The sequence below is a fragment of the uncultured Tateyamaria sp. genome (assembly GCF_947503705.1).
Taxonomy (GTDB): domain Bacteria; phylum Pseudomonadota; class Alphaproteobacteria; order Rhodobacterales; family Rhodobacteraceae; genus Tateyamaria.
This window is the reverse complement of the sequence record NZ_CANNES010000013.1, coordinates 1-22,528: the sequence shown is the minus strand read 5'-3', so window position 1 is coordinate 22,528 and position 22,528 is coordinate 1. Positions and strand designations below refer to the sequence as shown.

At 61.0% G+C, this 22,528-nt stretch carries 19 protein-coding genes; 16 read left to right on the top strand and 3 right to left on the bottom strand.

Going from position 1 to position 22,528, the window contains the following annotated elements; translation table 11 throughout:
* Positions 1-2: 2 nt before the first annotated feature.
* The 4 genes from Q1A44_RS19850 to choV all read left to right on the top strand — a co-directional run bounded on the left by Q1A44_RS19850 (position 3) and on the right by choV (position 4,250).
* Positions 3-1,232, top strand: coding sequence for a hypothetical protein (locus Q1A44_RS19850; protein WP_299628735.1), 1,230 nt, complete (start codon positions 3-5; stop codon positions 1,230-1,232).
* 170 nt (positions 1,233-1,402) lie between these two features.
* Positions 1,403-2,326: a choline ABC transporter substrate-binding protein gene (gene choX, locus Q1A44_RS19845; RefSeq protein WP_299628733.1), complete on the top strand. Its 924-nt coding sequence runs from the start codon at positions 1,403-1,405 to the stop codon at positions 2,324-2,326.
* A gap of 68 nt (positions 2,327-2,394) precedes the next feature.
* Positions 2,395-3,246, top strand: coding sequence for a choline ABC transporter permease subunit (gene choW, locus Q1A44_RS19840; protein ID WP_299628731.1), 852 nt, complete (start codon positions 2,395-2,397; stop codon positions 3,244-3,246).
* Positions 3,243-4,250: a choline ABC transporter ATP-binding protein gene (gene choV, locus Q1A44_RS19835; RefSeq protein ID WP_299628729.1), complete on the top strand. Its 1,008-nt coding sequence runs from the start codon at positions 3,243-3,245 to the stop codon at positions 4,248-4,250. The genes choW and choV overlap by 4 nt, the downstream gene beginning before the upstream one ends.
* 2 nt (positions 4,251-4,252) lie before the next feature.
* Here choV and Q1A44_RS19830 read toward each other — a convergent pair whose 3' ends face one another.
* On the bottom strand, positions 4,253-5,629 hold the full coding sequence (locus tag Q1A44_RS19830; RefSeq protein WP_299628727.1) for a sensor histidine kinase: 1,377 nt from the start codon (positions 5,627-5,629) through the stop codon (positions 4,253-4,255).
* A complete protein-coding gene (locus Q1A44_RS19825) occupies positions 5,626-6,300 on the bottom strand; it encodes a response regulator transcription factor (protein ID WP_299628725.1) in 675 nt (224 codons plus the stop codon). The genes Q1A44_RS19830 and Q1A44_RS19825 overlap by 4 nt, the downstream gene beginning before the upstream one ends.
* A 203-nt stretch (positions 6,301-6,503) precedes the next feature.
* On the opposite strand from Q1A44_RS19825, the gene Q1A44_RS19820 reads away from it, so the two are divergent.
* The 5 genes from Q1A44_RS19820 (at position 6,504) to Q1A44_RS19800 (ending at position 11,991) form a co-directional block, all read left to right on the top strand.
* Positions 6,504-7,541, top strand: a complete 1,038-nt coding sequence (locus tag Q1A44_RS19820; RefSeq protein WP_299628878.1) for a tricarboxylate transporter — start codon at positions 6,504-6,506, stop codon at positions 7,539-7,541.
* A gap of 70 nt (positions 7,542-7,611) precedes the next feature.
* Positions 7,612-9,639 (top strand): tripartite tricarboxylate transporter permease, encoded by a 2,028-nt coding sequence (locus Q1A44_RS19815; protein WP_299628723.1) that lies wholly within the window; start codon positions 7,612-7,614, stop codon positions 9,637-9,639.
* Entirely contained in the window at positions 9,636-10,727 is a 1,092-nt protein-coding gene (locus Q1A44_RS19810; RefSeq protein WP_299628720.1) for a 4-oxalomesaconate tautomerase, read from the top strand. The genes Q1A44_RS19815 and Q1A44_RS19810 overlap by 4 nt, the downstream gene beginning before the upstream one ends.
* Positions 10,728-10,777: 50 nt before the next feature.
* The gene (locus Q1A44_RS19805) at positions 10,778-11,017 is read left to right on the top strand and encodes a hypothetical protein (protein WP_299628718.1); all 240 of its coding nucleotides are present in this window, start codon (positions 10,778-10,780) and stop codon (positions 11,015-11,017) included.
* A complete protein-coding gene (locus Q1A44_RS19800) occupies positions 11,014-11,991 on the top strand; it encodes a D-2-hydroxyacid dehydrogenase family protein (protein WP_299628716.1) in 978 nt (325 codons plus the stop codon). Before Q1A44_RS19805 ends, Q1A44_RS19800 begins: the two co-directional genes overlap by 4 nt.
* On the opposite strand, the gene Q1A44_RS19795 is transcribed toward Q1A44_RS19800, so the two are convergent.
* A complete protein-coding gene (locus Q1A44_RS19795) occupies positions 11,960-12,649 on the bottom strand; it encodes a transporter substrate-binding domain-containing protein (RefSeq protein ID WP_299628714.1) in 690 nt (229 codons plus the stop codon). The genes Q1A44_RS19800 and Q1A44_RS19795 overlap by 32 nt on opposite strands.
* Before the next feature lie 129 nt (positions 12,650-12,778).
* Between Q1A44_RS19795 and tcuA the strand changes: the two genes are divergently transcribed.
* From tcuA to Q1A44_RS19760, 7 genes are all read left to right on the top strand, one after another.
* Positions 12,779-14,248, top strand: coding sequence for an FAD-dependent tricarballylate dehydrogenase TcuA (gene tcuA / locus Q1A44_RS19790; protein WP_299628712.1), 1,470 nt, complete (start codon positions 12,779-12,781; stop codon positions 14,246-14,248).
* 331 nt (positions 14,249-14,579) lie between these two features.
* The gene (locus Q1A44_RS19785) at positions 14,580-16,682 is read left to right on the top strand and encodes a hydantoinase/oxoprolinase family protein (protein ID WP_299628710.1); all 2,103 of its coding nucleotides are present in this window, start codon (positions 14,580-14,582) and stop codon (positions 16,680-16,682) included.
* Positions 16,679-18,328 (top strand): hydantoinase B/oxoprolinase family protein, encoded by a 1,650-nt coding sequence (locus tag Q1A44_RS19780; RefSeq protein ID WP_299628708.1) that lies wholly within the window; start codon positions 16,679-16,681, stop codon positions 18,326-18,328. The genes Q1A44_RS19785 and Q1A44_RS19780 overlap by 4 nt, the downstream gene beginning before the upstream one ends.
* Positions 18,325-19,407 carry a histidinol-phosphate transaminase gene (locus Q1A44_RS19775; protein ID WP_299628706.1) on the top strand — a complete coding sequence of 361 codons (1,083 nt, stop codon included), beginning with the start codon at positions 18,325-18,327 and terminating at the stop codon, positions 19,405-19,407. The genes Q1A44_RS19780 and Q1A44_RS19775 overlap by 4 nt, the downstream gene beginning before the upstream one ends.
* Complete coding sequence (locus Q1A44_RS19770; RefSeq protein WP_299628704.1) at positions 19,404-20,147, top strand: Asp/Glu racemase; 744 nt, start codon at positions 19,404-19,406, stop codon at positions 20,145-20,147. The genes Q1A44_RS19775 and Q1A44_RS19770 overlap by 4 nt, the downstream gene beginning before the upstream one ends.
* Entirely contained in the window at positions 20,144-21,490 is a 1,347-nt protein-coding gene (locus tag Q1A44_RS19765) for an MmgE/PrpD family protein (RefSeq protein WP_299628702.1), read from the top strand. Before Q1A44_RS19770 ends, Q1A44_RS19765 begins: the two co-directional genes overlap by 4 nt.
* Entirely contained in the window at positions 21,483-22,451 is a 969-nt protein-coding gene (locus Q1A44_RS19760; protein WP_299628700.1) for a D-2-hydroxyacid dehydrogenase, read from the top strand. Before Q1A44_RS19765 ends, Q1A44_RS19760 begins: the two co-directional genes overlap by 8 nt.
* Positions 22,452-22,528: the final 77 nt, after the last annotated feature.

Genomic DNA, 22,528 nt, shown 5'->3' with positions numbered 1-22,528 from the left:
AGATGGGCTGGTGGCGCGAAAAATCGGGTGACTTGATTGGGGATGGACCGGCGGATCGCATCGCTGATCTGCTGTCCGGGGATTTCGGGGAAACAACTTTGTCCCTCGCCACTATTTTGGCGTCTCTCGATAGCGCGCTGCGGCGCAACCCCGCACAATTCGTGACCGATCCGCAAAACGTCGGGGGCGAATTGGCCGCTCATGATGCGAGTTCGGATGCGGTCATCTGGCAGGCGCACGATGCCCCCTATGCTCTGGTGGAGCGGTGCCATGAGACGCTCGAAGCGATTGCGATGGATTATCTGGACAACAGTCTTGAGGCCCTTCCGACGTGTTCCGAAGTGCTGAGCAACGTCCGCTTTGCTCTGGTCACGCACATCCCGACCACGGTTACAGCACCGCCCGGTTTTGACCTGCACCGGATTGCCTACATGCCCGGCACGCGGTGCCTCGTCAGGGATGTTACGCTGGCGTGTGTCAAACGAATTGCTGGCGACTTTGGCCTAACCCAAGATCGCGATGCCGTGGCGCAAATCGATCCGCCCGCATTTGCATCCTGGACCCGCCACCCCGATCTGGGTCTTGAGGTGGATTGGCATGCAGATGCTGCAGGCGTTCCGCACGTCGAGATTCGCGGGCATAGCGCGCCACGCCTTGCCCATGCCCTGCAAAAGGCCTGCGGTGGCCGTATCGTCCAGGACCCCGAAGCTGCCTTGACCGAGTTGCTGACTGTGCCGCCCCGGGCTGCGCCAGCCAACGCAAGTGCTGCGCAACTTCGTTGGGAGGCGCTGTGTGCTGCCATCACCAGCGATGGCATTTCGGACGACATGGCCGCCCGAGCGCTTGTCTCTGCCAGTTTGGCAGACAGCGATTGGCGGATACGGATCGCGGCCCTTTGGGCCGTCGGACATCACCGGATGAAAGATCTCGGACCCAAGGCGCAAGGGGCGGCCCTGCCGACACTGGACTACGCGGGGCTTGGTCAAGAGGACCGGAGGGTATTGTTGTGTCTGCGCGATCTGGCCACGGCCCGCAGCGCGGGTTTATCGGAGCCTCTGAAAAAAGGGGCTGATCGGGGCTTTGTGACCATGGTGGGCACATTGCTCAATGACGTGCCGCAGCAGATGAACAACCGCGCGGCGGCGCTGGTCTGCGCCGTGCTGCGCCAACCGCTCCCAGCCGGTTTCGGGGCGCCGCCCACGCAATGGCAGGCATGGATGGCGACGCGCTGAGCGTCAAAGCATCCTCAGGCCACAGAATTGCGCTTTAATTCGCGTGACACCCCCTATACGCTTGACCGCAGAAAAGCGGGGCGCGCACTTGGACTTACTCAAATCGGCGCGTCACCTTGTTGCGTGATCCGGTCCGGGGCGCGCTCAAAATCCAAGTGGGAGACACATAAATGAACCTTCGCAACAGCCTTTCCGTTCTGGCCATCGCCGCCGCGGGCCCAGCCCTCGCCGATTGCGGTACCGTTACATTCTCGGATGTGGGTTGGACAGACATCACCGCCACCACCGCCGCCACGACCGTGGTGCTTGAGGCGCTGGGCTATGACACTGAAATCGAAGTGCTGTCGGTGCCTGTCACATATATCTCGCTGGCCAAAGGTGATGTGGACGTGTTCCTTGGCAACTGGATGCCCACGATGGAGGCCGACATCGCCCCCTACCGTGAGGCAGGCACGGTCGAAACAGTGCGCGTAAACTTGGAAGGCGCGAAATACACGCTGGCCACGAATGCCGCTGGTGCAGCGTTGGGCATCGACAGCTTTGATGCCATCGCCGCCAATGCGGATGCGTTGGACACTCAGATTTTCGGCATTGAAGCAGGTAATGACGGCAACCGTTTGATCCTCGACATGATCGAGGCGGACGCCTTTGGCCTCAAAGGGTTTGAGCTGGTTGAAAGCTCCGAACAGGGGATGCTGGCGCAGGTCGAGCGGTTGAGCAAACGTGACAAGCCGATCATCTTCCTCGGCTGGGAACCGCACCCGATGAACGCCAATTTCGACATGACGTACCTTGAGGGCGGCGATGACTGGTTCGGCCCAAACCTGGGCGGGGCCGAAGTGGCGACAAACGTGCGCGCCGGTTACGTGGCCGAGTGTCCGAATGTGGGCAAGCTCTTGCAAAACCTGGAGTTCTCGCTGGGCATGGAAAACGAGATCATGGGCGCGATCCTCAATGACGGGGCGGAGCCTGCGGATGCGGCAACCGCTTGGCTGTCCGCCAACCCCGGCGCTCTGGATGGCTGGCTTGACGGTGTGACAACTGTCGACGGTGGCGACGCGATGGCCGCTGCCAAGTCTGCATTGGGCCTGTAAGGCGCCTGAAATCGGGGCAGGCCTGTGTACGGGCCTGCCTTTTCGCATTTTGACAAAGGTATAGACTGATGGAATCCTTCCTCAGCCTCGAATGGATTTCCGCCTATAAAATCCCTGTCGATGACGCCGCCGAGGCCGCATTTGACTGGCTGGAAACCAACATGATCTGGTTCTTTGACGGGCTGGCCATGTTGCTGGAGGCAATGACCGACAGCATCCTGTGGACGTTCGAGACGATCCCGGCCCTGATCCTGATTGCCCTGTTCGTTGCCGTCACCTGGGTGCTGCAACGCAATTGGAAAATCTGTGCCTTCATCGCGGTGGGTTTCCTCTTCATCCTGAATCAGGGTTATTGGGAAGAGACGATCGAAACGCTGACACTGGTGTTGTCGGCCTGCCTGTTGTGCATGGCCATCGGGGTGCCGATCGGCATCGCCATGGCGCACCGCGCGCGGCTTTATTCCTTTGTGTTGCCGGTGCTGGACATCATGCAGACCTTGCCGACATTTGTGTACCTGATCCCGGCCATCGTGTTCTTTGGTTTGGGCGAGGTGCCCGGTCTCGTGGCCACTGTGATCTTTGTCTTGCCTGCGCCCATCCGACTGACGCATCTTGGTGTGTCCAAAACGCCCACGCCGCTGATCGAGGCGGCTGAGGCATTCGGGGCCACGAAACGGCAGCTTTTGTGGAAAGTCGAACTGCCATCTGCCTTTCCACAGATCATGGCAGGTTTGAACCAGACGATCATGCTGTCGTTGTCGATGGTGGTGATTTCGGCCCTTGTGGGGGCCAACGGTTTGGGCAAACCGGTTGTGAACGCACTGAACCGCGTGGACAAGGGATTGGGCTTTGAAAGCGGGCTGGTGATTGTCGTTGTGGCCATCATCCTTGATCGCATGTTGCGGGTGAACCGGTCATGAGCGCGGTGATTTTCGACAACGTCTCCATCGTGTTTGGCGACAAACCGCAGGATGCGCTGCCGCTGATGGATGCGGGCCAGGAACGTGCAGAGATCAACGCAGCCACGGGTCAGGTTCTTGGCGTGCACAATTGCTCGCTTGAGGTTGAAGAAGGCGAGATCCTGGTGCTGATGGGCCTGTCGGGATCGGGCAAGTCCACGCTGTTGCGATCGGTCAACGGCCTGAATGCGGTTGTGCGAGGCGATGTGCGCGTCGCGGGGCCAAATGGCATGACGTCGGTGACGGCGGCGAATGCAAAGACCCTGCGGGCCATCCGCCTTAGCCAGGTCGCGATGGTGTTTCAACAGTTCGGCCTGCTGCCCTGGCGCACCGTACGCGACAATGTGGGGCTGGGTTTGGAATTGGGCGGCATGGGCGTCAAGGAACGGCATGCGCGCGTAGAAGAAGAACTGTCCCTGGTCGGACTGGCCGACCGGGCCGATGCCTTGGTGGGCGAGTTGTCCGGCGGCATGCAACAGCGTGTGGGTTTGGCCCGCGCCTTTGCCACCGATGCGCCGATCTTGTTGATGGACGAGCCGTTTTCGGCGCTCGACCCGCTGATCCGCGCCCGGCTTCAGGATGAGTTGCTGGAGCTTCAGGCCGAGCGTAACCGGACGATCATCTTTGTCAGCCACGACCTCGACGAGGCCTTCAAGATCGGCAATCGCATTGCGATTATGGAAGGGGGGCGTATCGTGCAATGCGGCACACCACGCGACATTTTCACCAATCCGGTCAACGACTATGTCACTGATTTCGTGGCCCATATGAACCCGCTGGGCGTCCTGACTGCGCGCGATGTGATGGTGGCGGGGACAACGGATGGCCCACGGATTGACGTTGAACTGCCGGTCAAGACGATCCTTGAACAGATGCAGGATGTGGATGTTTTGCAGGTGGTCGAGGACGGCGCACCGGTCGGCATCGTGTCGCGCACCAGCGTGCTGAACCGGATCGCGCAATAGCGTCAGTGGGTGGGCTGCTCGTTCAGTGGCAGGGTGATGCGGATGCAAGCACCTTGTGAATTGTCCAGGATCTCAAGCCCGCCGCCGTGGTTCTCCATGACCCTGAGCGCGATGGGCAGACCCAAGCCGCTGCCGGGCCCGCCACCGGCCTGACTGAAACGGCTGATGGCCTCGACATGTTTGTCGGGCGCAATACCCATCCCGTCGTCCTGCACCGTCAGGATTGCGGTGCCGCGTGTCTTGGTCAGGGTCACAGCGATTTCTGACAGTTCCGGGCCACCATGGATCACAGCATTGCTCATCAGGTTCAACACCGCCTCTTGCAGCATGACGGCGTCGCCGCGGATCATCACGGGCGTGTCGGGCAAGCGCATTGTGACGATGACGCCGCGATCAGTGTTTTGCTGGCTGAACGTCTCGCGCACCTGAGCGATGAGCGCCTTGAGATCGAGCCGTGTCCCCGAGTTCAGCAAATCGGTGCCACTGGCCCTTTCAAAGGACAACAGCTTGTTCGTCAGATTGCTCGCCTCGCGCGCGGCGTCGACCAACTCGGCACTGCGCGCCTTGGCGGCAGACGCGTTGGGCGCGTTTTGCACCGCCTCGGCCAGGGCTAACACGCCGGCGACAGGGTTGCGCAGCTGGTGCGCGGCGTTCGAGATGAACTCGTCCTTGGAACTGATCCGCCGCGACACCCGGTTCAGCAGATCGTTGAGGGTGGTCACCAGCCCTTGGGCCTCTGCGGGCACACGGCGGCGGATCGGCTCAAGCTCGCTTGGGGTACGCTTGGCGATGGCCTGTTCAAGGTCCAGCAAAGGGCGCAAGCCCAACCGTACCCCGAACCAAACGACTACGGCTACACACAGCACCAAAAGGATGATCACCCCAAAGGACCGCGACAGTACCTCGCGGACGAAGCTGCGACGCACATCGGCGCTCTGCCAGACGGTGATGTTGAAAATGCCTGCCACGCCGCTGACGACGGTGACATCCTGAAAGCGAAGCACACGCACGTCCTGACCCTGATAGCGACCATCGTAATAGAATGGTTCGGTCAGGGGGGCGGGCGCGTTTTGCGGTAGGACAGGGGGCGTCGAATAGCCGGTGACAAACACGCCATCGGGGGCATAGACATGATAAAATAATTCACCCCCAGAGGTGTCATTGACCAACCGCCGCGTGGCGGGGCTAAGCGCATCGCCATCCGACACCGCCACATCGCGCGAGATGGCAAGGGCGGCGGATAGTAGCCCGCGATCAAAGATGCTTTCTGCCCGGATTGTGGTGCCCCGGAACTGCCAGACTGCGGCCACCAGAGCGATCAGCAACAAAGGCGGCAGAATGATCAGGATCAGTCGCGAGCGCAGCGAATTTGGCCTCATTCCGTGTCCTCGACCAACAGTTGGTAACCCAGACCACGGCGTGTTCGGATCGTGAGGCCGTAAGGTTTCAGGCGGCTGCGCAGGCGCGAAATATAGACCTCGACCACCGTTTCCTCGATATCAGCACCCACGCCGTAAACATGATCCAGCACTGCGGTTTTCGACACCAGACGGCCGCCTGCATCCAGCAGACATTCAAAAACTGACATTTCGCGGCGGGGCAGGTCGATCTCGGCCTCTTCGGCAAAAAGCTGGCGGGCACTGGCGTCATACTGCAACTGACCCACCGGGCGCAGCTGCGGTTGTGGGACTTGACGGCGACGCAATAGGGCACGGACACGGGCCTCAAGCTCTGCCATCTCGAAGGGTTTGATGAGGTAATCATCAGCGCCCGCATCCAGACCGATCACCCGATCCTGCGTTTCCGCCCGCGCCGTGAGCAGGATAACGGGGCGCAAATCCCCCCGTTTGCGCATGTCCGACAGCAAGGTCAGACCGTCGACCCCGGGCAAGTTGATGTCCAGAATGACCAGGTCGGCCCCGTCCGTTTTCAGGTAATCCGCCGCCTCTGTCCCATCGCCAAGCGCATCCACAGCATGGCCCGCATCCTCAAGGCGATACGTTATCCCCTTGGAAAGGCTTGTATTATCTTCAACCAAAGTGATGCGCATCGCCTAAATTCTATCCATGCAAGTCTGATGCAAGGTTCGCAGGTCAAAGATGAGACATCAACCGGGGGCGGACACCCCCGGCGATTCGATCACGGCCCCTTTGGGAGAAGGGACCAAAAAACCGGGAGGAACATATGTCCACTTTCAAAACCACGCGTCGCGTGGCCACTGGCCTTGTGGCCGCGGCAACCGCAACATTTGCCATGCAAGCCAATGCAGGCGGCCACGGTATCGATCTGGCCGGCAAAACTGTCGAATGGATCATCCCATTTTCCGAAACCGGCGGGTCGGCCAAATGGGCCAACTTCTACGCGCCGCTTTTGTCTGAGGCACTGCCAGGCGAGCCTACAGTCGTTGTGAAATTCATGCCCGGTGCCGGTTCGACCAAAGGCGCGAACTTTTTCCAGGAACAATCCTATGACGATGGCACGCTGATCTTCGGCTCGTCAGGGTCCACTCAATTCCCGTTCTTGCTGGGCGATCCACGAGTGAAATACGACTACGCGGACTGGAACGTCGTTCTGGCCTCCGGCACAGGCGGCGTCGCCTATCTGCCGCCAGAGTTGGCAGCAAAGATGGACGGCATGGATGCCACGCCACTGCAAGGCGAGGATTTCATCTATGGCAACCAGGGCGCCACGCGCCTTGACCTCGTGCCGACACTGGCCTGGGAAATGCTGGGCTTGAACGTCGAAAGCGTCATGGGCATCAAGGGTCGCGGCGATGGCCGTCTGATGTTTGAGCGCGGCGAAGCAAACATCGACTACCAAACCTCGTCCTCCTACCTGTCGGGCGTGACACCGCTGGTCGAAGCAGGCGCAGCCGTGCCAATGATGACCTGGGGCGCGCTGGATGATGCAGGCAACATCGTCCGTGACCCAACATTCCCTGACATCCCGACCTTCAAGGAAGTGTGCGAGGCGACACCCGCTTGCGAAACATCAGGCGAAAAATGGGACGCTTGGAAAGCCTTCTTTATCGCGGGTTTCCCTGCGCAAAAGATGGTGTTCTTGCCCAACGGTGCCAGCAACGACGCGATCGTGACTTACACAGCCGCGTTTGAGGCTGTCAAAGCGCGTGCGGACTTCGCCGAAATCTCGGGCAAGCGTCTGGGCAAATATCCCCAGATGACCGGCGAGGCGGCTGAAACCGCCAAGGCCAGCGCCACAAACGTATCCCCCGAAGCCAAGGCATTCATCGTCAACTGGCTGCAGGAAAAATACGGCGTGTCGCTGAACTAAGCCTTCGCTTTTTGAACGCCCCGCCTGACAGGTCGGGGCGTTTTCACAAGTGAAGGGGAGGAGTGATTTCATGGAAGTCATCATGGAGGCACTGCCGGCATTGGGCGACGCGTGGGCGTTGATCTTGCAACCAGTTGTTCTGGGCTATCTGGTGTTGGGCGTGGTAATGGGCCTGTGCATCGGCGTCTTTCCCGGTCTGGGCGGCATTGCGGGGCTGTCTCTCTTGCTGCCCTTCATGTTCGGGATGGATCCGATCCTAGGGCTCGCGCTCATGGTGGGCATGGTGGCCGTTGTCCCAACCTCTGACACCTTCGCTTCTGTCTTGATGGGGATCCCTGGGTCGTCGGCCTCACAAGCCACCGTGCTGGATGGCTTTCCCATGTCGAAAAAAGGCTTGGCTGCGCGCGCACTGTCAGCGGCCTTTGCTTCGTCACTCTTTGGTGGTCTTGTAGGGGCCACCTTCCTCACTGTCTTTATCCTGATTGCGCGTCCCATCGTGCTGGAGTTCCGCACGCCAGAGCTGTTGATGATCACCATCTTCGGCCTGTCGATGGTGGGGATCCTTGCGGGGCGCGTCGCAATCAAAGGGATCGTCGCGGCGGGCCTTGGCATGTTGATCGGCACCATAGGCGAGGGTGCGTCCTCGGGTGATCTGCGCATGTCGTCCTATGATTTTCCCTATCTGACCGACGGTCTGAAACTGGTTATCGTGGGCCTGGGCATCTTTGCCATCCCCGAGATCATATCGCTCTTGCGTCAGGACCGCGCCATCAGCCGCGAGGCGCAACTGGGCGGCGGCTGGCTGGACGGCGTGCGCGACTGGTTCGCCAATATCTGGCTGTCGGTGCGCTGTTCAATCATCGGAGTTGTCGTCGGAGTGATCCCCGGTCTGGGCGGATCGGTTGTGGACTGGATCGCCTATGGACACGCGGTGCAAACCACCAAGGACAAGTCAAATTTCGGCAAGGGCGAAGTGCGCGGCGTGATCGGGCCGGAAAGCTCGAACAACGCCAAGGAAGGCGGCGGGCTGGTGCCTACGCTGCTCTTTGGCATCCCTGGCTCCGGCTCCATGGCGATTTTCATCGGGGCAATTGCGCTCCTAGGCTCTGGCCAGATCGAAGTCGGCCCGGCGATGCTCAAAAACAACCTCGACATAACATACTCTATCGTATGGTTGTTGGCCTTGGCCAACGTGGTGGGGACGATCATCTGCATCGCGGCCAGCGGCGGCATTGCCAAGCTGACCACAATCCGTTTTGCGCTGCTCGCCCCGTTCCTCTTCATGATCATCAGCTTTGCGGCCTTCCAATCGGGTCAGAACCTGATGGATCTTGTGGCGCTTTTTGCCATTGGTTTCCTGGGTCTCTTGATGCGCCGCTTCGACTGGTCGCGGCCTGCTTTCCTGATTGGCTTCGTGCTGGCTACCCCGGCAGAAAACTATGCCAACCAGGCGGTGCAAATCGCCAGTTCGCGGTTCCGTCGCGGGTTCGAGGAAGGGATCGACTACATCTTTTCGCCCATCGTGATCGTTCTCTTGATCATCACCGTATTGTCGGTGGTTCTGGGCCTGCGTCAGGCGAAAAACATCATGGCTGAGGGCGACGTGCAGTCCGGCTCAAAACGTGCGCCACTGGTATTCCTGCTCGTCATCACAGGCTACATCGCTTACGCGTTCTACGACGCTGCCTCGATCCCCAGCTACAGCCGCGACCGGGTCTTCCCGATGTTCGTGGCCAGCGTCTGCCTCGTCGGCTGTGCCTTCCTGATCATACGAATGATGCTGAAGCCCGAGACGGACACGATCTTCGCCGACCGGGAACGCAATGGTGAGGATGCAAATGCCAAACACGGGCTTTGGCCGACACTGGCGTGGTTTGCCGGGCTGCTGATCCTGACGTCACTCTTGGGCTTCATCCTGGCGTTGGTTATCTTCCTCTTTACCTTCATGCGCTTTCGAGCGGGCGTGAGCCTGGTGTTTGCCACGATCTACACCGTGGCCGGGCTGGCATTCATGTGTGGCATGGCGTGGCTCTTGAACCGTGACTTTCCGCCGGGCCTTTTGCAGGAATACGTCGATCTGCCCTGGCCGCTGACATGAGCCAGACCGCCATTCCCTTTCTATTCATGCGTGGCGGAACCTCGCGGGGGCCGTACCTGAACCGCGCCGATCTGCCCGAGGATTTGCAGAAATTGGCCGAAGTGCTGATCGCCATGGTAGGCTCTGGCCATCCGCTGAACATCGACGGGATTGGCGGAGGGGCGGCGGTCACGACCAAGGTCGCGATGCTGTCACGCTCGGCCGACGGCTGGGCCGATGTCGACTATTTCTTTGCGCAGGTGAGCGTCGAGGATCGCCTCGTCGATTTCAAACCTACATGCGGCAATATCCTGTCCGGCGTGGGCCCCGCGGCCATCGAAATGGGGCTGGTGCCGGTCCAGGACGGCGAGACGCCTGTCAACATCCGCGCGGTGAACACCGAGGCGCGGGTCGCCGCGATGGTCCAGACGCCCGGCGGGCAGGTGAGCTATGAGGGCGACACCAGAATTGACGGCGTGCCAGGCACATCGGCCCCTGTGGCGCTGCAATTCATGGAAACCGTGGGCGGGGTGACGGGCGCATTTTTGCCCACCGGCAAGCTGGTTGATGTGATCGATGGGGTTGAGGTGACGTGCATGGATGTGGCCATGCCCATGATCATCGCCCGGGCCGAGAGCCTGGGTCTGACCGGCTATGAGAGCGCAGCTGAGCTTGACGAAAACGCGGACTTCTTTGCGCGGATGGAGGCGCTGAGGATCAAGGCAGGTGCGCTCATGGGGATGGGGGATGTGTCGTCTTCGGTCACGCCAAAGTTTGGCGTGCTGGCCCCTGCGACCAAAGGGGGCACCATTGCCACACGCTATTTCATGCCATGGAAAACGCATCCGACCATGGCGGTGACGGGCGCGCAGTGTCTTGCGGCCTGCGTTTTGACGCCGGGCACCGTGGCTGACGGGCTGGCGGCCAAACCGAACGTGACCCCCGCACCGATCACGTTGGAACATGCATCGGGCACAATCGACGTGTTGGTGGACTATGCACAGGCAGAGAACGGGTTCACGATCAAATCGGCCGGGTTGGTACGGACCGCGCGGAAACTGGCGCAAGGATCAGTCTTTGTCCCCGCGGGGACATGGGGTGGGCATTGACCGTGGTTCATTTTGGTATACCGTGGTATACTAACCCCGGAGGTGCCATCATGATTGACGATTTTGAAGATTGCATTCTTGCTGCCAGAACCGAATTGCACATGGCAAAACAGATACTGAATGCTGAAATCAGCAGCTATCCGACGCCCATCGCGGGCTGCGATGTGCAGTTCAATCACCTGCTGGCCGAACGGCAAAAGGTGCAGGCGGCGCTGGAAGGGTTGAATGCCTTTGTTTTTGTGCCCACTCCGCGCAGCCCAACACCAACCGCAGGGGTTGAAAGCCGATGAAGGTTCACATTCTGGACGATTGGTTTGACACGCTTCGCGGCTTGCCCTGCTTTGCCAAACTGGCGGGGCATGATGTGACTGTCTGGACCGATCACGAGCCTGATCCAGTGGCCCTCGCTGAACGCGTTCAGGATGCCGAGGCGCTGGTGCTGTTTCGCGAACGGACCAAGATCGGTGAGGCGCTGTTGACCCGCTTGCCCAACCTCAAACTGATCTCGCAGCGCAGCGTATACCCCCATATAGATGTTGATGCCTGCACCGCGCAAAACGTTCTGCTGTGTTCAAACATGCATGGCGGCGCGCCATCTTATGCGGCGGCAGAACATACGCTGGCCTTGATCCTGGCCAGCTATCGCCAGATCACCGAACAGGCGGCGTCGCTCAAAGCGGGAAACTGGCAGTCCGGTGTCGGGCGCACGCTGCGGGGGCGGACGCTGGGCCTTTATGGCTATGGTCGGATCGCCGGCGCGGTTGCTGGCTATGCCAAGGCGATGGGGATCAATGTGCAGTGGTGGGCGTCCGAGGCGGGCCGCGCGCGGGCCATTGCGGATGGCGAAACTGTGGCTGCCTCGCGCGAAGCGTTCTTTAACGGCTCTGACGTCGTGAGTGTGCATGTGCGCCTCAAGCCCGAAACGCGGGGATTGATCACGGCTGACGATTTGGCCGCGATGGCGCCGCGTGCGCTTTTTGTGAACACTTCCCGCTCGGGCCTTGTCGCACCCGGCGCGTTAGAGGCCGAGGTCGCGCGCGGGCGCATCCACGCGGCGGTCGACGTGTTCGACCAAGAGCCATTGACGGACACGAACAACATCCTGCTGACCCAACCCAACGTGCTGGCCACGCCCCATATCGGCTATGTGACCGAGGATGAGTTCGACCTGCAATTCTCTGACATCTTTGACCAGATCAACGCATATGCAGAAGGTGTGCCGATCCACATGATCAACCCTCAGGTGTTTGAACAGCCTGCCTGACAAACCCGTCGGCTATAGCGCGGGCCACAAAATCGTCGAGAGCGGTGATGCGGGGATCATTCCGATGGGGCAACACCATCGCCTGATGTACCGCCGTCAACACACCGGGCAGAATGCGAATGTCTGGGTCGCTACCAAAAGCTCCTTCCAACGAGGCGCGCACACCCGCAACCGCATCGCAGCGCCCTGCGCGAAATGCTGCAAAGCTGTCAGGCGGAGTGCCAAGACGTTCCAGCGTGGCGCGCTGCAAGGTCTTTGAGAGGTGCATGTCATAGGCCGAACCCTTTGCGGTCAGCACGCGGACACCTTCAGTGTCCACATCCGCCACATCCACCAGACGTGAGGCGGCGCGCACTGCATATGTCGCCTCGATCGTAATGTAGGGATCGGTGAAGGCAATTTTTCGGGCGCGCATCGCATCTATCGCGAGAAAACCGACATCCCAACTGTCTTTATCGGCATCGGCAAAGACTTTGCCCGCGCCGTCATAAATCACCGGCCGCATCTCGGCCCCGACCTCTGCGGCGAGGCGACGGGCGAGGGCAGGGCTTACGCCTGTCAATGTGCCTTTGTTGGTCTGCACCAGAGCGCGGTTGCCGGTGTTGATAGCGACGCGCAAGATGCCGTCCCGAGCCAGGGTCTTGAGGGTGTTTGTCATTGGTGACCTCCGATGCTGTCCCTAATCGTCGTGGAGTATTGCGCCAAGTGTCTTGCCTTTTGAAAAAGCCGCCCTTAGGGAAGACTCAAATTGTATCCAAGCGGATACATAAAACCAAGAGGAAGACCTATGCCCAAATTCGTGATCGTCGTTGGAACCGGGAACGCCGCCCTTTGTGCCGCTATTGCCGCGCTCGAAACGGGTGCTGATGTCTTGTTGCTGGAGAAAGCGGATGCGGCGCTTGCGGGGGGTAATACGAAATACACCGCCGGTGCGATGCGCTTTGCCTATGACGGGGCCTCGGATCTGATCCCGCTCTTGCGCGACCCGGAGGATGCCCGCCTGCCCAACACGGATTTTGGCAGCTACACGACCGAGAAATTCAGTCAGGACCTATTAGGGTTCAACGACGGTCGCGCGCTTTCTGACGAACAGCAGGTGCTGGTGAAAACCTCTGGCGCGACGATGCGTTGGTTGGCCTCTCATGACGTCAAGTTCGAGCCGATCTACAGCCGCCAAAGCTTTGAGAAAGAGGGCCGTCATGTGTTTTGGGGCGGGTTGACCCTGGCGGCGGAGAATGAGGGCGTGGGCCTGTTCGACATGGAACTGGCCGCAGTGGAACGTATGGGCGGTACAGTGCGCTATGACAGTGCGGTGACAGGCCTGATCATGGACGGCGATGCCGTGGTCGGTGTGCGCGTGGGGGACGAGGAAATCAGGGCCGATGCGGTTATTCTCGCCTCAGGTGGGTTTGAGGCCAATGCCGACATGCGGGTCACACATATGGGCCCCAACTGGGAGGCGGCCAAAGTGCGCGGCACGCCGCACAATACTGGCGACGGCTTGGTCATGGCCCGCGCCGCCGGAGCGATGGATTACGGTCTTTTTGCCGGGTGCCATGCGACGCCGATGGACTTGCACATGGCGGAATTCGGTGGGCTGCACCTCCCCCCCGGGGAGCGCAAGAATTACCGCAAGATTTCGTATTTCTTGGGTGTGATGCTGAACGCAGAGGGCGCGCGTTTTGTCGATGAAGGCGCGAACTTCCGTAACTATACCTATGCGCAATATGGGGCGGCGATCCTCGAACAGCCGGGCCAATTTGCATGGCAGGTCTTCGACAGCAAGGTGTTTGATCTGCTTTATGGCGAATACCGGTTCCACGACGCGCATTTTGTCGAGGCAGATACGCTCGAGGAGTTGGTAGCGCTGATGGAGGGTGTGGATGGCTCTGCGGCGCTGGCCACGCTGCACGCCTTCAATGCCGCTGTTGACGACAGCACGCTCTTTGATCCCACTGCCCTCGACGGCAAAAGTGCCAAAGGGCTAACGCCGCCAAAGTCCCACTGGGCGCAAAAAATTGAGACCGGCCCCTTCCGCGCCTTTCCCGTGACGGGCGGGATTACATTTACCTATGGTGGGCTGAAGGTGAACGATGCAGGCAGCGTCATGACCGAGGCGGGCAGCCCCATTCCGGGCCTCTTTGCCTGCGGTGAGTTGGTGGGCGGGGTCTTTTTTGGGGGCTATCCCGGCGGCTCTGGACTGACCTCTGGTGCTGTCTTTGGTCGGCGCGCGGGCTATGGTGCCGCGCAGGGGTAGGTTTGCGTTTGTCGGACAGGCCCCAGGTCCGACTGAGAGACTTGAGTTGAGCGGCGCAGCGGGTGTCCGCACGCGCCGCTTAAATTTTGCGCGCAGTATGAGGTGACCAGGGCGAACCGGGGCACAGCCCCATTGACAGATCGCGGGCACATATGCCCAAGTTCGCCGCAACAGACCCGTGCACGGCAGCGACGATGACCCAGATCCTTCCCAATCCAACGCTGCGCCGCGCGACCGGATGTGATCTGGTTGTCTGACAGGGACTTTTGACGGGCGGACCTCACCGCCGCGCGAACCTCATCCCTGACCCTTCTTAACATCTGGCACCTTCATGAACACAGCGAGCGGCGTGCGCCTGGCCATTGATATTGGCGGCACTTTTACCGACACCGTTTTGATGGACAGCGCGTCCCGCGTTCTGGCTACGACCAAAACACCGACCACCCCGGATGCGCCCGCGCGGGCGGCGCTTGAAGGCGCGCAGCAGGTGCTGGGGCGGGCAGGATGCGGATGGGGCCAGGTGAGCGCTTTCATCCATGGTACTACCCTGGCCACCAATGCGCTGATCGAGCGGCGCGGGGCCCGGGTTGCGACCATCACGACGGCGGGCTTTCGGGATATTCTGGAAATCGCTTATGAGCGTCGCTACAGCCAATATGCCACCAATATCGAAAAGCCGGACCTGATCGTGCCCCGCAAACATGCGCTGACCATCGGGGGGCGTATGGACGCACAGGGCCGCGAGATTGCGCCGCTGGACGAGAGCGCTGTGGCAAGCCTTGTCGATACGCTGCGACATGAAGGGATTGAGGCGGTGGCGATTTGTCTGCTGCATTCCTATGCCAACCCGGCGCATGAGCTGCGATTGGCTGACCTGCTGCGGGCGGCCATGCCCGAGCTTGTTCTCTCGCTTAGCCATGATGTGAGCCCCGAGGCGCGCGAGTTTGATCGCCTCTGCACAACCATCGCAAACGCCTACATTCAGCCGCTTATGTCGGTCTATCTGGCCGACATCCAGACGCGATTCGCAGCCCAAGGGTTGCAGTGTCCCGTCCTGATGATGACTGCCGGGGGCGGTATGACGACGCTTGAAACGGCGTCGCGGTTGCCGATCCGGCTGGTGGAATCCGGCCCTGCCGGTGGCGCCATTCTGGCCGCGCGCCTCGCGGCTGAAAGCGATGTGGCCGAGGTGTTGTCCTTCGACATGGGGGGGACGACCGCAAAACTGGCGCTGATCGACGATTTTCGTCCTCAGATGTCCCGCAAGTTCGAGATTTCGCGCGCTGCCCGCTTTGTCAAAGGGTCAGGGATGCCGGTGCGCATTCCCGTCATCGAAATGATCGAGATCGGGGCAGGGGGCGGTTCGATCGCCTCTGTCGACAGCTTGGGCCGGGTGGCCGTGGGTCCGCATAGTGCGGGCTCTGTTCCAGGCCCTGTGGGGTTTGGCAAGGGGGGAACAGAGGCCACCGTCACGGATGCCGACATCGCGTTGGGCTATATCGACCCCGACCGCTTTGCCGAAGGACGGCTGCGGATTGACCGGTCAGCATCAGAGGCGGCTTTGGCCACGCGCATTGGGTCGACGCTTGATCTGGATGCGGGTGGGGCCGCGACGGCGGTGACCGAGATCGTGGACGAGTCGATGGCCAGCGCAGCGCGCATGCACGCAGTGGAATCGGGCAAGAACCTTTTAGATCGGGTGATGATTGCCTTTGGTGGTAACGGCCCCTTGCATGCCACCCGCTTGGCGCGCCGCGCGGGGGTCGGGCGCATCCTGGTCCCGCGCGATCCGGGCGTGGGATCTGCCGTTGGATTTTTGTTTGCGCCTGTGTCTTTTGAGATCATTAGATCCCACTACACCACGCTTGACGGGTTGGATGTGGCGGCATTGAACACGCTCTTGGCGACGATGCTGGACGAAGCGACTGCGGTGGTCCGAGCTGGGGCGCCCGATGGTCAATTGCACGAGCGGCGCGTTGCGTTCATGCGTTACAAAGGGCAGGGGCACGAGATCGAGATAGCCTTGGCTAATGCCCCTGTTGAACCCAGCGATATCGCGGCGCTGAAAGCCGCGTTTGAGGCGGAATACAGCCGCCAGTTCGGGCGGCGCGTGCCCGGCATGACCATCGAAGTACTCAATTGGGGGCTGTCGGTGTCGTCGGACGCGCCTGCGGTGTCAGCGCCTGCAAGCAAGCCCGCCCGCCGTGTCGTGACGGCCCCGCAAACCCGCAGCATCTGGTGCAATGTCACCGACCGCTGGTGCGATGCGGGCCTGTTCATGCGCGAGGCGCTGAAACCGGGAGATCAGCTGACCGGCCCCGCGCTTATCATCGAGCCGCAAACCACCACACTCGTGACTGCCGATTTTGGGGCCGAGATAGACATGCAAGGCAACATATGGCTGCACCAGATCGCGGCGGAGGACATGAGATGACCCCATCCAAAACCAAACTACAGGTAATGTGGAACAGGCTCTTGGCCGTGGTGGAAGAGCAGGGCCAGGCTCTGATCCGCGCTGCTTTCAGCCCTATTGTGCGCGAATGCGGCGACATCTCGGCAGGGATATTTGACGCCGAGGGCCGCATGCTCGCCCAGGCCGTCACAGGCACGCCGGGCCATATCAACACCATGGCCGAAGCGGTCAGGACGATGGTCGCGACCTTTGCGGCTGAGGATATGAAACCCGGCGACATCTACCTGACCAACGACCCTTGGATTGCGTCCGGGCATCTCAACGATTTCCTGCTGATGATGCCGGTTTTTCTGAATGGCCGGGTCATTGGATACACCTCTTGCACATCGCATCTTGTCGATCTGGGGGGCTTGGGCATGGGGCCGGACGGCGCGGATATCTATGACGAAGGGTTGCTCATCCCCCCCTGCAAACTCATGAGTGAGGGCCGGATAAACACTTTGTTGATGGAGATTGTGAAAGCCAATTCCCGCGAACCTGTCGCCAACGAAGGCGATATTTACGCCCTGATCGCCTGTTGTGAGGCAGGGGCCACGCGGCTCGCGCAGATGATGGGCGAGTTCGGGATTTCCGATCTGGACGCGCTGGCCGACTATATCATCGAAACGTCGCGTTCAGGCACGCTTGCCGCGATTTCGGCTCTTCCCAAGGGCACCTGGCGCAACAGGCTGGTTGTGGACGGCTATGACGCCGAGATCACTTTGCAGGCGGCCCTGACCATTGCCGAAGATCATCTGAGTGTCGATTTTGCTGGCACCGATCCGTGTTGCAGCAAGGGGATCAACGTGCCGCTGAACTACGCAACGGCCTATACCGTGTTTGCGCTGCGATGCATCATTGGGCCTGAAATTCCCAATAATGCTGGGTCGTTGGAGCCGTTTCGCGTGACAGGCCCAGCGGGCTGCATCCTGAATGCACAGGCGCCCGCGCCGGTGGCGATGCGTCACACCTTGGGGCAGATGACGCCCGATTTGGTCTATGGTTGCTTGTCTCAAGCGTTGCCGGATCAGGTTCCGGCCGAAGGGGCATCGTGCATGTATGACCTACCTTTGCGCCACGCAGCGGACGCGGATGCCAACGGCGCGCCGCATTTCGCTATTGAGCTGGTCTTCAACGGCGGCACCGGGGCCCGGCCCACGCTGGACGGCCTGTCGGCGACCGCCTTTCCCAGCGGCGTCTGGGGCTCGCAGATCGAGACGACGGAGGCGGCCGCACCGGTGATTTTTCACAGCCGCAGCCTGCGCCCCGATTCCGGTGGGGCCGGGCAATTTCGCGGCGGCCTCGGCCAACATATCGAGGTGCGCGCTGCCCATGATCACGACATCATGTTGTTCCTCTCTGTCGAGCGGGTCGGCAACCCGGCCAAGGGACGCCATGGCGGAATGGACGGGGCAAAGGGGCGCATTCGCTTGGGCGCCGATGGCGCGGATCTGCCCAGCAAGGGCACGTTCAGGATCGAGGCGGGCAAGACGTTGATCTTTGAAACGCCGGGTGGCGGCGGTTTTGGCCCGCCCGAGACGCGCGATACCGCGGCCTTGCAAGATGATGTTGATGCGGGACGGGTCAGCGCAGAAGCGGCTGCAACACTTTACCGGAGCCAGCCATGACCCAACCGCATTCCCATATCGCGACCATGGCCCCCTATGCCCTGGCTCAGATGGCACCGCCGCCGGGCAAAGCTCTGGTGTCATTGGCTCAGAATGAGAGCCTGCGCCCGCCCAGCCCGCTTGTGATTAAGGCGGCGGCAGAAGCCTTGGCAGACGGGGCCGCCTATCCTGATCCGGATTGGACGGCGCTGCGCCACGCGCTGGCGGATCTGCATGGCATCGCTGCCGATCAAATCCTGTGCGGAAACGGCTCCCTCGATCTGATCGGGTGTTTGATGCGGGTTTATGCGGGGCCTCAGCGATCTGTGTTGATGCCAGCGCACAGCTACCCATTCTTTCGCACGGCGTCCGAGATGGCGGGGGCCGCCGTCGTTACCGCGCCAGAGCAAGAAGAGACGGTTTGCGTTGATACGCTCTTGGCGGCGGTCGCGCCAGAGACGAGCCTTGTGTGCGTCGCCAATCCGGGCAATCCCACAGGGACCCGCATTCCGAAATCCGAGTTGTTGCGCCTGCGGGCGGGACTGCGTGACGACGTGTTGCTGATCATTGACGAGGCCTATGGCGAATACTGTGATGACGACAAGACACGCTGCTGGGATATGGTCGAAGATGGCGGCTGCGTCGTCCTGCGGACCTTTTCAAAAGCCTATGGTATGGCGGGTTTTCGTGTGGGATGGGGGCTGTTTCCCGCTGCTGTTGCCGCCCAGCTGCGCAAGGTGATGAACCCGAATAATGTACCGCACGCGTCGCAGGTTGCAGCGGCCGCAGCGCTAGGCGATCAGGCTTATATGCGCGAAACCTGCCAGATTACCGGCACCCTGCGGGACGCGGCACACGGTACGCTGCAAAGGGCGGGTTTCGATGTGGTCCCAAGTCACACGAATTTCCTGCTGATCCGCTTTGACAGCGCGGAACTGGCCCAAGAGGTCGAAGCCGCGCTGATAGCCGAGGGCATCTTCCTGCGCCGCCAACAAGGCGCGGGCCTGCCCCATGCGCTGCGCATGACGATGGGGCCTGAAACAGCTACCCGAGCGGCCATCGCCCGGCTGATCCAATGGAAAACCGGAGGGGTGGTATGACAACTTCACGCGGGCGCGCGCGCCTTGGGGTCCTGGTGCCCTTCACCAACGGAAATCTTGAGCCTGATCTGGTATTGATGCGCCCCGACGGTGTGTCGCTCCACAGCGCGCGCATGGGCGGATATGACGAGGATGAAGTGCCCGATGCCGCACAAATGCAGGGGTTGGGGGCGGCCGACCTTGATGGTCCCCTGTCGCTGCTTTTGGGCGTCAAACCGGATGTGGTGATCTATGGATGTACGTCGGCGACGTTGACCCACGGGCCAGCGTTCGATCGTGCGCTGGCCGACCGGATCGCGGCGGCCAGCGGGGCCAAGACGGTCACGGCGGCAGGTGCTTTGGTTCATGCGCTCACCGCCCTCAATGTCAAAAAGATCGGTTTCGCCTCGCCATATGTGCCCGCGATCAACGACATGGCGGTCGGCTTTTTGGGCGACCTGGGCTTTGAGACCGTATCGCGGGCCGAGGTCGACGCCACTTTGGGAAATCACGAACAAGGCGCGCTGGACCCTGATGCGGTCTATGCACTGGGCCTGAGGGCCAATAGCGTTGCAGCAGAGGCGATAGTTCTGTCTTGCACCGAGATGCGCAGTGTTGAGGTGATCGACAGGCTCGAACAGCGCCTCGGCAAACCGGTGGTCACCTCGAACCAGGCGATCATGTTCGAGACGCTGGGAGCGCTGGGAATAGGCGGCGGAATGCAGGGCTTTGGCCAATTGTTGGAAAAGGGCGGGCGATGATATTTGACGAGATTGCAGCGTTCGCGCTGGGCCCGGGTGCGGTGCCGGAACCCGCGCTAGAGATGGCGTCGACCTTGCTGATCGACACGTTGGGCGTTGCGGCGGGTGCGACAACGATGGCGCCAGCACGGATCGCCCGCAACCATGCGGCGCGGTTCATGCTTGCTGGTGACGCTTCGGACCGCGCGCATATGCTTTTTGACGGGCGGGCCGCGTCGATCCCCGGGGCGGCCTTTGCCGCTGCGACCCAGATCGACAATCTGGACGCCCATGATGGCTATAACCCGACCAAAGGGCACATTGGCTGTGCCGTTGTGCCCGCGCTTTGCGCCTTTGGGGAGCATTTACCGGAGCTGAGTGGGCGGGGCGCCCTGGCGGCCCTCGCCATGTCTTATGAGGTATCGGCACGTGCTGCCATCGCCCTGCACAATACGGTTGAGGATTACCACACTTCCGGGGCCTGGAACGCGCTGGGTGTTGCTGCTATCGGGGCGCGAATGCGTGGGCACGATGCAGGCACGCTGCGCGAAGCGTTGGGTATTTCAGAGTATCACGGACCTCGCAGTCAAATGATGCGCGAGATCGCCAATCCCACGATGCTGCATGACGGCTCTGGTATGGGGGCTTTGGTGGGCGCGATGGCGGTGTTGCTGGCTGAGGACGGGTTCGAAGGTGCACCGGCGATTACCGTCGAAGCGCCTGAAGTGGCGGCCTATTGGCAGGATCTGGACCAGGTTTGGACAATTACCGAGAACTACATCAAACCCTATCCGATTTGTCGCTGGGCCCATGCGGCGTTGGACGCCTTGGGGCTGGTGATGCAGCGTCATGACCTGGCGGATACCGATATTGCCCGCGTCGAAGTGCAGACCTTTGCCCAGGCTGCAGCACTGTATCGCGGCGTGCCCGACACAACATCACAGGCGCAGTACTCCCTGGCCTTTGCGCTGGCTGTGCGGCTGGTGCACGGCGCGGTCGGCCCGGATCATATCACGGGCGCAGGTTTGAAGGACGCGCGTGTTAACGCAGCCCTCGACCGGATCACCCTGGCCGATGTGGCGCGCCATTCGGAGAGGTTTCCCGACGGACGCTGGTCTGATGTGACTGTGCACACCACCGATGGGCGCAGGCTGCATTCAGGCGATGTGCACGCCCGCGGAGGCCCCGAAGCGCCCATGGACTTGACAGAGGTAGAGGCAAAATTTCACCTGATGGCGGCCCCATTGGACGATGCGCGCCGCGCCGCGCTTTGGTCTATGCGCACGCGGCTGCTGGAACCTGATGCGCAGTTTTGCGAACTTCTCGGATTGGTGTTGCCCGGGATTGAGGCAACCGATGATTGAAGCCCCGCGTATTCTGATCCACAACGATGACACGGCGACATTGATGCGACGGCTGAAAGCGGCCTGTCCCGACGCGCGCGTCGAAGGCTGCGAAACCTATGCCGACATGCCGGATCGCCTTGCCAGTTTCCGCCCCGACATCGTCTATAGTGTGCGGTTTGCGGGCACAACGGGATATCCCCGCGCCGCCCTATTTGGCGAGAACGGCCCTCACTGGATCGCCAATGGCGGGGCAGGGACCGATCATTTCGGCCAATGGGATCCGGCCCGGGTCACTGTGACCAATGCCGCGGGGGTCGCCGCGGACATGATGGCGGAATATGTGATGGGCGGATTTCTGCACTTCACCCTTGATGTACCGGGCCTCAATGCGGACAAGCGCGCGCGGCAATGGGCGGCCCGTACCGTGCGCCCGCTGAAGGGGCAAACCCTATTGATCATAGGCTTGGGCCACACCGGGCAAGCCATTGCCGCACGTGCCAAAGCCTTTGGGATGCGTGTTGTGGGCACGCGCGCGCGGCCCGAGCAGATGGAGAATGTCGACGAGGTTCATACGGCGGAGGCGCTGCCAACGGTCTTGCCCGAAGCGGATTTCATTGCCGTCTCAACCCCCCTGATTGCGCAGACGCGGGGCATGCTCGGCCTAGACGCATTTGCCGCTATGAAGCGGGGCGTGGTGTTGGCGGATGTATCACGAGGCGGTGTGATTGACCCGGCGGCCCTCTTGGCTGCGATGCAGGATGGTACGGTTGCGGGGGCAGTCCTGGATGTTTTTGAGACTGAACCGCTCCCGTCAGAGAGCCCGTTCTGGACATTGGAAAATGCAATTATCTCGCCGCATTGCTCGTCGGTTTTTGACGGCTGGGCAGATGCGTCTTTTGACTTGTTCTTGACCAATCTCGCGCGATGGCGGACCGGTCAAGAACTGTTCAATGTGGTCGATCCGGCACGCGGATACTGACCCCCTGGTTTTTTTTATTTTTTATTTTGTGACTGCGTTCATGAATCTGTGTTTGATGACGACGGGGTCCATTGTTA